We start from the raw sequence: 12369 nt of genomic DNA, 5'->3' as shown, positions 1-12369 counted from the left end.
ATCACGCCCCGCGGCGGCGGCCGGGACGCGAAAGACGCCCGGACCGCGGGGCGGCTCGGGCGTCTTTCGGATGGTCCGGGGGGATCAGCGGTTCTGCATGATCTCCCGCATGAGGACGGCGGTCTCGCTCGGGGTCTTGCCGACCCGGACGCCGACCTTCTCCAGGGCCTCCTTCTTCGCCTGCGCGGTGCCGGCGGAGCCGGACACGATGGCGCCGGCGTGGCCCATGGTCTTGCCCTCGGGGGCGGTGAACCCGGCGACGTAGCCGACGACCGGCTTGGTCACGTGCTGCTCGATGTAGGCGGCGGCGCGCTCCTCGGCGTCGCCCCCGATCTCACCGATCATCACGATGGCGTCGGTCTCCGGGTCGTCCTGGAACGCCTGGAGCGCGTCGATGTGGGTGGTCCCGATGACGGGGTCGCCGCCGATGCCGACGCAGGTGGAGAAGCCGATATCGCGCAGCTCGTACATCATCTGGTAGGTCAGCGTGCCCGACTTGGACACCAGGCCGATGCGGCCGGGCGTGGTGATGTCGGCCGGGATGATGCCGGCGTTCGACTTGCCGGGGGACGCGATGCCGGGGCAGTTCGGCCCGATGATCCGCGTCTTGTTCCCCTTGGACTCCGCGTACGCCCAGAAGAAGGCGGTGTCGTGCACCGGGATGCCCTCGGTGATGACGACGCAGAGCGGGATCCCGGCGTCGATCGCCTCGACCACGGCGTCCTTGGTGAACTTCGGCGGGACGAACACGACGGAGACGTCGGCGCCGGTCTCCTGCATGGCCTCCTTGACGGTGCCGAACACCGGAAGGGTCGTGCCGTCGAAGTCGACCGTCTGCCCGGCCTTGCGGGCGTTCACGCCGCCGACGACCTGGGCGCCGGAGGCGAGCATCCGGCGGCCGTGCTTGGTGCCCTCGGAGCCCGTGATGCCCTGGACGATGATCTTGCTGTTCTCGGTGAGCCAGATGGCCATTGTCATGCACCTGCCGCTGCGAGTTCGGCGGCGCGCCTGGCCGCGTCGTCCATGGTGTCGACCTGCTGGACGCCGGGCAGCGCCGCGTCGTTGAGGATCCTGCGCCCGAGTTCGGCGTTGTTGCCGTCCAGCCGGACGACGAGCGGGCGGTTGACCGTCTCGCCGCGGTCGGCCAGGAGCTTGTAGGCCGACACGATGCCGTTGGCGACGGCGTCGCAGGCGGTGATGCCGCCGAAGACGTTGACGAAGACGGACTTGACGTCGGCGTCGGACAGGACGATCTCCAGCCCGTTCGCCATCACCTCGGCGGACGCGCCGCCGCCGATGTCGAGGAAGTTCGCGGGCTTCTGGCCGTTGAACTGCTCGCCCGCGTAGGCGACCACGTCGAGGGTGGACATGACGAGCCCGGCACCGTTGCCGATGATGCCGACGCTGCCGTCCAGCTTGACATAGTTGAGGTCCTTGGCCTTCGCCGCCGCCTCCAGGGGGTCGGCCGCGGCCTTGTCCTCGAGCCTCTCGTGGTCGTCCTGGCGGAACGAGGCGTTGTCGTCCAGGGAGACCTTGCCGTCGAGGGCCTTCACCTGGCCGTCGGCGGTGAGGATCATCGGGTTCACCTCGACGAGGGAGGCGTCCTCGTCGGTGAACACGGCCCACAGCCGCTCGATCAGCTCGGCGGCGCCGTCGAGGGCCTCCTGCGGGAGGCGGCCCTTCTCGGCGATCTCGCGGGCCCGGGCGCGGTCGACGCCCTCCAGCGGCGAGACCGGCACCATCGCCAGCCGGTCGTGCGGCACCTCCTCGATCTCCACGCCGCCCTCGACGGAGCAGATGGACAGGAAGGTCCGGTTGGCGCGGTCGAGCAGGAAGGAGAAGTAGTACTCCTGCGCGATCGCGCTGCCCTCCTCGACCAGGACCTTGTGGACCGTGTGGCCCTTGATGTCCATGCCGAGGATCCGGCCGGCGAGCTGCTCGGCCTCGTCGGCGGAGTCGGCCAGCTTCACGCCGCCGGCCTTGCCGCGGCCCCCGGTCTTCACCTGGGCCTTGACCACGACCTTCGAGCTCCCCGCGGCGAACAGCTCCGCCGCGATGTCTCGGGCTTCCTGGGGAGTATGGGCGACCTTGCCGGTCGGCACCGGTACCCCGTACTCGGCGAAGAGTTCCTTCGCCTGATGTTCGAACAGGTCCACGAGGGCGTCCTTTTACGGATCGACTGCCAAATGTGACCACACGAGTGGGGGTTACACGGGTGTCCGTGCGGCCGGCACTCGGCGGTCCGCTCCGTCGATGCAGCCTAGTCAACCCATCCACATGGTGAGGCCGCCGGGTCCGTATGTCACGCGGACTTCGCTTGAACGGGAGCGCGCCGGGCGGTAGGTGTGCTCATCCTCAAGGGAGGGCACGAGTGGCTCGTGAGGAGGATGAACCGATTGACATAGTTTGATGTACTAATTCGGCGAGACGGCCAGGCGGACAGGGGGCGAACGCATGGCGATGGCTGAGAGACGCGACACATCCGTCGCGGCACCCGTCACCGTCGCGCCCGTCATATCCGTCCCGCCGCCCGCGGGCGGGCCCACCGCCCCGCGCCGCCGCGCCGCGCCGCGCGGCCGGTCGGGAGCCCGCAAGGTGCGGCGCACCGCCGGCCTGCTCATCGTGGCGGCGCTCGTCGCGACCGGCGGCGCCACCGTCCCCGAGCCGCCCGCGCCCGGCTGGGCGAGCCCCGGGCTCGTCGGCGGCGGCGGGTGGCCGTTCGCGGGCGTCCCGCTGGCCCCCGACCAGGCCGAAGGGGCCTCCTACCTGCCGGGCAGCTCGGTCGTCAGGCTCCCGGACGGGCAGGTCCGGCTCGTTCCGTCCGGCGGGGAGACGCCGATCACCGTGGACGCCTCCGACCCGCGGGTGGAGCGGGCGGTCCGGTCCGACAGCGCGTGGCTGGCGCAGGGCACCGTCCCGGGTGCCGCGACGGACGGCGCCTACCGCGACATGGCGACGCGCGCCCTGCTCGACCTCCGGCTCCTCACCCGCCCGAACGGCGCGTCCCTCGCGTCCTGGTACTCGAAGTGGCGGTACTGCTGGCCCCGCGACTCCGCGTTCGCCGTGGCCGCGTTCACCGTGACCGGGCATCCGGCCGAGGCGCGCCGCATCCTGTACTTCCTCGCCCGGGCGCAGCACGACGACGGCATGTGGGCCGCGCGGTACAACGCCGACGGGACGGCCGTCGCCGACGGCCGGGCCCCCGCAGCTGGACTCGCTCGGATGGGTGCTGTGGTCGACGTGGTTCTACGCCGTCAGGGCCGCGGGCCAGGACGAGCTGCCCACGCTGTGGCCGATGGTGCGGCGCGCCGCCGACCATCTGGCGCGCTCCCTGGACGCCGAGGGGCTGCCGCCCGCCTCGTCCGACTACTGGGAACGCGACCACCGGCGCGAGCAGGACCCGCGGCGCCCGACGCTCGGCGTGGTCGGCCCCGCGCTGGCGGGGCTGCGCGCGGCGGCCGACCTCGCGCGGATGCGCGGCGAAGACGCGAAGGCGGCGCAGTGGCGGCACGGGGCGCAGCGGGTCTCGGACGCGCTGGCCAGGCAGTTCGCCCCCTACGGCTACCCGCGCTCCCCCATCCCCGGCGGGCTGATGGACACCTCGGTGACGTTCCTCGCCCCGCCGTTCGGGCCGGCCGATCCGGGGGTGACCGCCGCGATCGCGGACGCCGCGCGCAAGCAGGCGCTGCCGAACGGCGGCGTCCTGCCGGGCGAGCGCTGGTCGGGCGATCCCGACGTCGCCTGGACGCCGGAGACCGCGCTGTTCGGGCTGAACGCGGCCGCGTCGGGCCGCGAGGACGAGGCGCTGGACCGGCTCGACTGGCTCTCCGCGCACCGCACATCGCTGGGCGTCCTGCCGGAGAAGGTCGGCGTCACGGGCAGGCCCGCGGGCCCGGCGCCCCTGGGCTGGACGGCGTCGCTGGTCCTGCTGAGCCTCTCCGCGCTGGACCGGCCGCTCCCCGTCCCGTGACGGGGATCAGCCGAACTGCTCGTAACCGAGCTTCAGCACGAGGGCGCTGACGACACAGAGCAGGACGACCCGAACGAAACCGGCACCGCGGCTGATCGCCATGTGGGCGCCGAGCTGCGCGCCGACGATGTTGCAGACCGCCATCGCCAGCCCGATGGCCCACAGCACGTGCCCCTGCGCCGCGAACACGGCGAGCGCGCCCAGGTTGGTGCCCGTGTTGATGATCTTCGAGGTGGCGGAGGCGTCGACGAAGTCCATGCCGAGCAGCGTGGTGAACGCGATCACCAGGAACGTCCCGGTGCCCGGCCCGACCAGCCCGTCGTAGAACGCGATCGCGACGCCGGGGACGAGGACGGCGGCGGCGACCCGGCGGCGCGTCCGCAGCACCGGCCGCGGGGTCCGGCCGAGGTCGGGCCTGAGCACCACGATCGCGGCCACCGCCAGCAGCACGACCATGATGACGGGCTTCAGCACGTCCGAGGAGATCGCCGCCGCGCAGAGGGCGCCGCCGGCGGCGCAGCACACCGCGAGCAGGCCCGCCGGGAGGGCCACCCGCACGTCCGGCTTGGCCTTGCGCGCGTAGGCGACGGCGGCGGACGTGGTGCCCGCGATCGAGCCCAGCTTGTTGGTGGCGAGCGCGGTCGCGACCGGCTGCCCCGGGTTGAGCAGCAGCAGCGCGGGCAGCTGGATCAGCCCGCCGCCTCCCACCACGGCGTCGACCCATCCCGCCGCGACGGCGGCGGCCAGCAGCAGGACGACCTGCTCGGCGTGCACGGGGGCTCCCGGGAGGTAAGGAGTGAAAGTCAGATCACCAATTACCCTAGCGGGCCGTCCCGACCGACCGGCCGCCGCCTCCGGCCAGGCCCCGCTCCCTCAGGCGGCCCGCCACTCGTCGGCGAGGATCGCCCATACCTGGACGTCCCGCCGCTCGCCGTCGAGCACGAACGCCTGCCGCAGGACGCCCTCGCACGTCATCCCGAGCCGTTCGGCCACGGCCGCGCTCGCGGTGTTGCGCGGGTCGCACAGCCACTCCACCCGGCGCATCCCCCTGGCGCCGACCGCCCAGTCGATCATGATGCGGACGGCCGCGGTGACCAGCCCGCGCCCCCGGGCCTCGGCCGCGAGCCAGACGCCCGCCTCGCAGACGCCCTGCGCGGCGTCGAACGTCCGGAAGACCGTGCCGCCCTGGAGGACGCCGTCCACCCAGATGCCGTAGAGGCGCCCCTCGTCCCTGGCCTGCCTGTGGGCGTAGGCCTGGAGCAGCTCGCGGGCCGTCTTCTCGTCCACCACGGTCCGGGCCCAGGGGATGTACCGGTCGATGTCCGCCCGGACCTGGTCGGCGTGCTCGGCGAACTCGGCCGCCTGCCAGGGCTCCAACGGGCGCAGCTCAGCGCCCTCGGCGAGCGTGCGAGCGAACATGGGGGCCTCCCGGGAGGGTACGTACCGAACGTTTGTTATGTACTCTACGGGAATGCCCGCCCGAGGTGATCACGACGCCCGCCGCCGGGACGTGTCCGAGGCCGTCTGGCGCGTCCTGGCCGGCCGCGGTTTCGGCGGCCTGACCCTGCGCGCGGTCGCGGCGGAGATGGACGCGTCCACCGGACTGCTCACGCACTACTTCCCGAACAAGCGGGCCCTCGTCGCGTACGCCCTCGACCTCGCCGAGGAGCGCACCGCGAACCGCCCGCTCCGCGAGGCACCGCCAGGCCTGGCGTCCCTGCGCGCGGCGCTCCTGGACGTCCTGCCGCTGACCCCCGCCGCGTCCGGCATGAACCGCATCTGGGTGAGCTCGTGGGACGTCGCGCTCGCCGACCCCGAACTCGGAGAGCGCCAGCGGCGCCGCTACGAGAACTGGCGCGCGCGGCTCCGGCCGCACGCCGCGGCCGCCGTCGAACGCGGCGAACTGCCCGCCGGGACCGGCGTGGACGGCACCGTCGCGGCCGCCGCCGCGTTCGCGCACGGCCTCGTCGTGCACGCCCTGTTCGACCCGGACGCCTACCCGCCCGCCCGCCAGACCGCGCTCCTGGAGGCCTTCCTGGCCGCCCTGACCACGGCTTCCCCCCTCCCCCCGGCGCCCGGCGACGAGGAATAATGCCCCGATGACCAAGCCGCGAACGCTGCGCTGCCCCCGCCACCTCGGCATGATCCTGGCCGGGGTCGCCATCGCCGCCCTCTTCGGCGTCGTGGCGGTCGACAAGGCCCGCGACGGCGCGGGCGCCCCGGCGCTCGCCGCCGGGATCGCGTGCTTCGCCCTCGCGCTCGGAGTCGTCCCCCAGCTGCGGACGCGCATGATCCTGGACGCGGAGGGCCTCACCCTCGTCTCGGGGTACGGCCGCCGCCGGTTCGCGTGGACGGAGATCCTCGAGATCAGCGCGGACGCCCACCACTCCTACTGGCTGCTCCAGGTGCGCTCCGAGGAGCGCGAGCGCCAGGCCGCGTTCTTCCCCGTCAGGCTGGCGTCGATGCCGGTGGACCAGGGCACCCGCTTCAGCGAGCCGTCCGGCGACACCCCCTACGGCCTCTACCGGCTGCACGCCGGGCTCTGGGAGGAATGGCGACGCAACACCGAGCCCGGCGCAGCTGAGCCATCCTGGTCCCATGACGATCAGGACGCGCGCCCTCGGTGACGACTTCGCCGCCCCCATCGACGACCGCTACTTCGAGGACTACACCGCCGGCACGAGCTACGAGTACGGCCACGTCACGGTGGATGAGGCGGAGATCATCGAGTTCGCCCGCCGCTTCGACCCGCAGCCCATCCACGTGGACCCGGACTTCGCCGCGTCCGGCCCGTTCAAGGGCATCATCGCCAGCGGCTGGCACACCGGCTCGATCATGATGCGGCTGTTCGCCGACCACTTCCTGTCCCGGGTCGCCAGCCTCGCCTCCCCCGGCGTGGACGAGCTGCGCTGGCCCGCCCCCGTCCGTCCCGGCGACACCCTGCGCCTGCGCGTCGCCGTCCTGGAGGCCCGCCCGTCGCGCTCCAAGCCGGACCGCGGCATCGTCGCCACCCGCGCCGAACTCCTCAACCAGGACGACCAGATCGTCCTGCACACGCTGCCGGCGAACCTCCTGCGCCGCCGCACGGCCTGAGCGGCGCCTGATCAGGGGGCGTACTCCCGCACCGGCCGGGGCTCGGCGGCCGGCGCCGGGACGGCGGGCTCGGGCAGCGTCCGGAACAGCAGCCAGGCCAGCGCGGGCAGCGCGATCAGCGGGGCGAGGGCGACGCGCAGCGACGCGGCGTCGGCGACCGCGCCGAGGACGGGGCTCGCGAGCCCGCCGACGCTGACCGTCAGGCCGAGGGTGACGCCGGCGGCGGTGCCGGCGCGCGTGGGCAGGTAGTCCTGCCCGAGGGTGACCTGAAGCGAGAACGGGACGTAGAGCCCGGCGGAGGTCAGCGCGACGAACAGGTAGAACGCGGGGCCGGGCACGAACACGATGCCCGCGACGGCGAGGACGGTCAGCAGGTACGACCGGCGTACGACGGTGACCCGGTCCCAGCGGGCGGCCAAGGAACCGCCCGCCACCGTGCCCGCAGCGCCGCCGACGTACAGGACGAACAGCGCCGCCGTGCCCGCCGCCACGCCACCTCCCGTGCGCTGCCTCGCGTAGAACGAGATGAACGTGCTCAGGCCCACGAACACGATCGACCGGCAGACCACGGCGAGCGACAGCTTGACGAAGGAGCGTGCGTCGTCCACCCCGGCCGTCGCCCCGGCGCGTCCGCCGGAGGCCGTCCCTCCAAGGGCGCGCAGGACGGGCAGGCACAGCACGGCGCCCGCGAGCGCCGGCACCACGAGGAACGGCGTGCACCGCAGGCCGCCGGTCGCGACGACCGCCGCGACCAGGAGCGGCGCGAGCGCGAACCCGACGTTGCCGCCGACGGAGAACCAGCTCATCGCGGTGTGGCTGCCCCTGCTCGCCCTCCGCGCGACCCGGGCGGACTCGGGGTGGTAGGCCGCGACCCCGATGCCGGAGACCGCCACGAACGCCAGGGTGAGGGCGTAGTCGCCGCTGAGACCGCTCAGGGCGATCCCCACCCCTCCGAGAAGGGTGCTCAGCGGGAGCAGCCAGGGCATCGCCCACCGGTCGGTGAGCGCGCCGAACAGCGGCTGCGCCACCGAGGACAGCAACGACGCGGCGAGCACGATGCCCGACGCGGCGGCATAGGTGTAGGCGCGCTCGGCCACGAAGAACGGGACGAGCGCCGTCACGGACCCCTGGTAGACGTCCACGCACGCATGCCCGGCGGACAGCAGGAGGATCGGCCTTGCTTCTCGTGAACGCGCCGCTTCTCGTGAACTCGTTGACACGTCCCTCATGCTCGCGCCGGGAGCCCGTGTCGGACTTCCGATAATCTGCCAACCGATGCAGGAAACCCGCCATCAACCGATCGCCCCGACCCGGGCGCGCTCGCTGGCGCCGGGCGCCGCCATCGACGCGCACCGCCACGACGACCACCAGATCGCCTACGCCGGACGGGGCGTGGTGGCCGTCACCACCGGCGCGGGCTCCTGGGTGGCGCCCGCCGACCGCGCCATCTGGATACCGGCCGGTGCCGTCCACGCCCACCAGGCCCACGGCGAGCTCGAACTGCACCTGGTCGGCCTGCCCGCGTCCGACAACCCGCTCGGGCTGGACGAGCCGGCGGTGCTCGGCGTCAGCCCCCTGCTGCGCGAACTGATCCTCGCCTACACCCGCGACCCGGACGACGACACCCCCGCCCGGGCCCGGCTGCGCGCCGTCCTGCTGGACCAGCTGCGCGTCTCGTCCCAGCAGCCGCTGCATCTGCCCGCCCCGGCCGTCCCGCTCCTCAAGGCACTGTGCGACATCCTGCACGCCGACCCGGCCGACGCCCGCACTCTCGCAGAGCTGGGCAGGGAGGTCGGCGCGAGCGACCGCACCCTGTCCCGGCTCTTCAGGAGCGACCTCGGGATGACGTTCCCGCAGTGGCGCACCCAGCTGCGCCTCTACCACGCCCTGATCCTCCTGGCCGAGAACACGCCGGTGACCGCCGTGGCCCACCAGTGCGGCTGGTCGTCCGCCAGCGGCTTCATCGACGTCTTCCGCCGAGCCTTCGGCCACACCCCCGGCGCCCACCACCCCGCGTGAGCGGGCCGCCGGCGGTGCCGGCCCTCGGCGGGGTCAGTTCTTCAGGAAGTCCAGCAGGTCGGCGTTGAACCTCTCCTTGTCGCCCGGCACGAGCGCGATCCCGTGCGAGGACCCCTGGTACACCTTCAGGACGGCATTCGGAATGATCTTGGCGGCCTTGCGGGCGGTCGCGTCGATCGGCACGATCTGGTCGTCGTCGCCGTGCACGATCAGCGTGGGGATGTCGAACTTGCGCAGGTCCTCGTGGAAGTCGGTGCGGGCGAAGGCGTCCACGCACTTCACGCTGGCCTGGATGCACTCCTGCATGCCCATGACCCAGAACGCGTCGCGGTTGCCCTGGGTGGCCTTGGTGCCCGGACGGTTCGCCGAGAAGAACGCCTCCGATGCGTCCTTCCAGTACTGCGAGCGTTCGCGCAGGATGCCCTTCTTGATCTCCTCGAAGGCCTCCGCGGGCACGCCCTCGGGGTTGTCCTCGCCCTGGAGCATGAGCGGCGTGATCGCCGACAGCAGGACGGCCTTGCGGACCCGTCCGGTGCCGTGCCGGCCGATGTAGCGGGCCAGTTCACCGCCGCCCATCGAGTGCGCGACCAGCGTGACGTCCCGCAGGTCGAGCTTGTTGATCAGGTCGTTGAGGTCGTCGGCGAAGGTGTCGAAGTCGTAGCCGTTGAAGGGCTGGCTGGAGCGTCCGTGCCCCCGGCGGTCGTGGGCGATGCCGCGGTAGCCGTTGTCGGCCACCATCTTCATCTGGTCCTCCCACGCGTCGGCGTTGAGCGGCCAGCCGTGGATGAAGACCACGGTGTGCCCGCCGCCCCAGTCCTTGTAGAAGATCTCGTTGCCGTCGCGAGTGGTGACGAATCCCATGCTCGAACCCCCGTAGCGCTCCTGTGGACACGATGGCCGGGACGGCCCGCGCCCCCAGCGACAAAACGGCCGTCCAGCAACCAGCCGCACCGATACCCCGACTACCGCCCGAAACGACCAATGGCCGGTCGAACTGTCTTTACCTGGCCTTCCACCACGAACACGGACCTCGGCCCGCACGCGCGGCGAGCGGCGTCTGCGCCGACCGCTTCACCGTTGCCCGCCGGTTCTCAGCCGCACAATTGGGCGGCCAGGGTGGCGTAGGCCCACTCTTCCCAGGCGTCCGGCGCCCAGCCGCGGTCCCGTACGAAGACCAGGTACAGCTGCGGGCTGAGCAGGCCGAACAGCAGGTCCGCGGCCATCGCGGCAGAGACGCCGGGGCCTGCGCCGGGCTTGGCGACCAGCGCCTCGGCCGCGGCGTGCTGCACGGTGTAGCGCGGGTCGGGGCCGTCGGGCCACTGCGCGGCGATCTGCGGGTCGGCGGCACCGGCGGCCGCGATCATCGACATGATCGGGGCGACCCGCCCGAGGATCTCCGCGGTGCCGCGCACGTGCGCCCGCAACTGGCCGGCCGCGGTGGGCGCGGCGCACGCCGCGCGGAACCACTCCCGCTCCATCGTGGCGACCGGCTCGGCGTCCCCGGCGATGGACGTGTCCACGACGTCCTTGAACAGCGCGCGCTTGTTGCCGAAGACGAAGTACACCGTCTGGACGGCCACCCCCGCCCGGTCGGCGACCTCCTGCAGGCTCGTCGCCCCGTAGCCCTGCGCGACGAACAGCTCCCGGGCCGCCTCGACGACCTTCCCCCGGGTCCGGCGTGAGCGCTCGGCCCTCTTGTCCGGCCGCTTGACGGTGTCCATGGCGGGAGTATATCTCTAGAGTCCGTCACTAGAGTTCACATCTAAAAACTTCGGAGGGGCCATGGACCACGCCGTTCAGGGGGCGGAGGCACACGGGGTCGGTGCCGAACGCGACCAGGAGGAGGCCGTCCGCCGGGAGCTGGAGACCTACTACCGCTCGGGCAGGCCGCCGTGGGACAGCGGCGTGACCCCGCCGGAGCTCGTCGCCCTGGTGGAAGGCGGCGATGCGCTGCCGCCCGGCCGCGCGCTGGAGCTCGGCTGCGGCACCGGAACCAACGCCGTCTACCTGGCCCGGCACGGCTGGGACGTCACGGCGGTCGATCTGATCGGCGGGGCGGTCGACCAGGCCCGGGCCAAGGCCACCGCATCGGGGACGGCGGTCCGGCTGCTGCACGGAGACGCCACCCGGCTCGATGAGCTGGACGCGCCCGGTCCGTACGACCTGTTCTTCGACCTGAGCTGCTTCTGCGGGATCCCCCCGCACCGCCGCGACGCCTACGCCGCCGGCCTGACCGGCCGCGCCGCTCCCGGCGCGCTACTGCTGATGTTCGGCTACGGCCCCGAGGCGTTCGACGACCCGATCTCCGGCGTCACCGCGGACGAGCTGCGCGCCAGGTTCCCCGGCTGGGAGCTGGTCGACGCCACACCCGGAACGAACCCGGTGCCCACCTTCTGGTTCACGCTCAGGCGCACCGGCACGGCCACACCACAGGAAAGGAGCGAGATGCACACGGTCATCAACGTCCAGCAGGCCGAGGCATGGAACGGCTGGGAGGGGACGGCCTGGGCCGAGAACGCCTCTCGGTACGACGCGATGATGGGCGGCTTCAACCAGCCGCTCCTGGAACTCGCCGCGATCGGTGAGGACGAGACCGTCCTGGACATCGGCTGCGGCACCGGACAGCTCACCCTGCTGGCCGCACGCCGGGCGGCGCGGGCGGTCGGCGTCGACATCTCCGACCCCATGCTCGCCCGCGCCCGCGCCGACGCGGCCGAGCAGGGCATCGGGAACGCGCGGTTCGATCAGGCCGACGCGCAGGCCCATCCCTTCGAGGAGGGCGGCTTCGATGTCGTCGTCAGCCGCGGCGGCGTCATGTTCTTCTCCGATCCCGCCGCCGCGTTCGCCAACATCGCCCGCGCGCTGCGGCCCGGCGGCCGGATGGTGTTCATCGTCCCGCAGGCCGGTGGCCCCGACAGCGAGTACGCCAAGGCGACCGCCGCTCTCGCGCCGCTGATGCGCCGCCCCTCGCCCGCGGCCCGCGGCATGGGCTCGCTGTCCGACCCCGACCGCATCCGCCAGGTACTCCATGAAGCAGGCCTGACGGACGTGACCGCGAGTCCGGTCCAGGCGCCGATGGACTACGGCACCGATGCCGCCGACGCCGCGGACTTCGTCCTCGGCCAGGGGCCGGTCCGCTACAACCTCCAGGACGTGGACCAGTCCGCCATCACCGGCGTCCGCCAGGAACTCCAGGCGGCACTCACGGCCTACGAGACTCCGGACGGTGTGCGCATCCGCGGCTCCGTGTGGCTGGTGAGCGCCATCCGTCCCTGACTTCGTGGCGT

15 protein-coding genes are annotated in these 12369 nt (G+C 72.8%); 6 read left to right on the top strand and 9 right to left on the bottom strand.

Features of this window, described 5'->3' with window-relative positions; all coding sequences use genetic code 11:
* Positions 1-84: 84 nt before the first annotated feature.
* The 4 genes from sucD to BJY14_RS45635 all read right to left on the bottom strand — a co-directional run bounded on the left by sucD (position 85) and on the right by BJY14_RS45635 (position 3110).
* A complete protein-coding gene (gene sucD, locus BJY14_RS26230) occupies positions 85-972 on the bottom strand; it encodes a succinate--CoA ligase subunit alpha (protein WP_179846044.1) in 888 nt (295 codons plus the stop codon).
* A 2-nt stretch (positions 973-974) separates the two neighbouring features.
* Positions 975-2156, bottom strand: a complete 1182-nt coding sequence (gene sucC / locus BJY14_RS26225) for an ADP-forming succinate--CoA ligase subunit beta (protein ID WP_179846043.1) — start codon at positions 2154-2156, stop codon at positions 975-977.
* A gap of 606 nt (positions 2157-2762) precedes the next feature.
* Entirely contained in the window at positions 2763-2912 is a 150-nt protein-coding gene (locus BJY14_RS45640) for a hypothetical protein (protein ID WP_246396104.1), read from the bottom strand.
* Positions 2913-2939: 27 nt separating this feature from the next.
* A complete protein-coding gene (locus BJY14_RS45635) occupies positions 2940-3110 on the bottom strand; it encodes a hypothetical protein (protein ID WP_246396102.1) in 171 nt (56 codons plus the stop codon).
* 116 nt (positions 3111-3226) lie between these two features.
* Here BJY14_RS45635 and BJY14_RS45630 point away from each other — a divergent pair, with 116 nt between their 5' ends.
* The gene (locus BJY14_RS45630; protein ID WP_246396101.1) at positions 3227-3970 is read left to right on the top strand and encodes a glycoside hydrolase family 15 protein; all 744 of its coding nucleotides are present in this window, start codon (positions 3227-3229) and stop codon (positions 3968-3970) included.
* Positions 3971-3976: 6 nt separating this feature from the next.
* Here the strand turns inward: BJY14_RS45630 and BJY14_RS26215 are convergent, their stop codons facing one another.
* Positions 3977-4744, bottom strand: coding sequence for a sulfite exporter TauE/SafE family protein (locus tag BJY14_RS26215; protein WP_179846042.1), 768 nt, complete (start codon positions 4742-4744; stop codon positions 3977-3979).
* 99 nt (positions 4745-4843) lie between these two features.
* Complete coding sequence (locus tag BJY14_RS26210; protein WP_179846041.1) at positions 4844-5389, bottom strand: GNAT family N-acetyltransferase; 546 nt, start codon at positions 5387-5389, stop codon at positions 4844-4846.
* Positions 5390-5441: 52 nt separating this feature from the next.
* Between BJY14_RS26210 and BJY14_RS26205 the strand changes: the two genes are divergently transcribed.
* The 3 genes from BJY14_RS26205 to BJY14_RS26195 are packed head-to-tail and all read left to right on the top strand — an operon-like array spanning position 5442 to position 7063.
* Complete coding sequence (locus BJY14_RS26205; RefSeq protein WP_179846040.1) at positions 5442-6062, top strand: TetR/AcrR family transcriptional regulator; 621 nt, start codon at positions 5442-5444, stop codon at positions 6060-6062.
* Between the two features lie 7 nt (positions 6063-6069).
* Positions 6070-6597 (top strand): PH domain-containing protein, encoded by a 528-nt coding sequence (locus BJY14_RS26200; RefSeq protein WP_179846039.1) that lies wholly within the window; start codon positions 6070-6072, stop codon positions 6595-6597.
* Positions 6569-7063: a MaoC family dehydratase gene (locus BJY14_RS26195; protein WP_179846038.1), complete on the top strand. Its 495-nt coding sequence runs from the start codon at positions 6569-6571 to the stop codon at positions 7061-7063. The genes BJY14_RS26200 and BJY14_RS26195 overlap by 29 nt, the downstream gene beginning before the upstream one ends.
* 11 nt (positions 7064-7074) lie before the next feature.
* On the opposite strand, the gene BJY14_RS26190 is transcribed toward BJY14_RS26195, so the two are convergent.
* Complete coding sequence (locus BJY14_RS26190; RefSeq protein WP_312879403.1) at positions 7075-8205, bottom strand: MFS transporter; 1131 nt, start codon at positions 8203-8205, stop codon at positions 7075-7077.
* Positions 8206-8338: 133 nt separating this feature from the next.
* On the opposite strand from BJY14_RS26190, the gene BJY14_RS26185 reads away from it, so the two are divergent.
* Complete coding sequence (locus BJY14_RS26185) at positions 8339-9082, top strand: AraC family transcriptional regulator (RefSeq protein ID WP_179846036.1); 744 nt, start codon at positions 8339-8341, stop codon at positions 9080-9082.
* A gap of 33 nt (positions 9083-9115) precedes the next feature.
* Here the strand turns inward: BJY14_RS26185 and BJY14_RS26180 are convergent, their stop codons facing one another.
* Both BJY14_RS26180 and BJY14_RS26175 read right to left on the bottom strand, forming a co-directional pair.
* Positions 9116-9943: an alpha/beta fold hydrolase gene (locus BJY14_RS26180; RefSeq protein WP_179846035.1), complete on the bottom strand. Its 828-nt coding sequence runs from the start codon at positions 9941-9943 to the stop codon at positions 9116-9118.
* A gap of 230 nt (positions 9944-10173) precedes the next feature.
* On the bottom strand, positions 10174-10803 hold the full coding sequence (locus BJY14_RS26175; RefSeq protein ID WP_179846034.1) for a TetR/AcrR family transcriptional regulator: 630 nt from the start codon (positions 10801-10803) through the stop codon (positions 10174-10176).
* Positions 10804-10864: 61 nt separating this feature from the next.
* Between BJY14_RS26175 and BJY14_RS45625 the strand changes: the two genes are divergently transcribed.
* Positions 10865-12358, top strand: coding sequence for a class I SAM-dependent methyltransferase (locus BJY14_RS45625; protein ID WP_246396100.1), 1494 nt, complete (start codon positions 10865-10867; stop codon positions 12356-12358).
* Positions 12359-12369 lie beyond the last annotated feature (11 nt).

Source organism: Actinomadura luteofluorescens (assembly GCF_013409365.1).
In the GTDB taxonomy this organism is placed as follows: Bacteria; Actinomycetota; Actinomycetes; order Streptosporangiales; family Streptosporangiaceae; genus Spirillospora; species Spirillospora luteofluorescens.
This window is presented reverse-complemented; position numbering and strand designations above follow the sequence as displayed.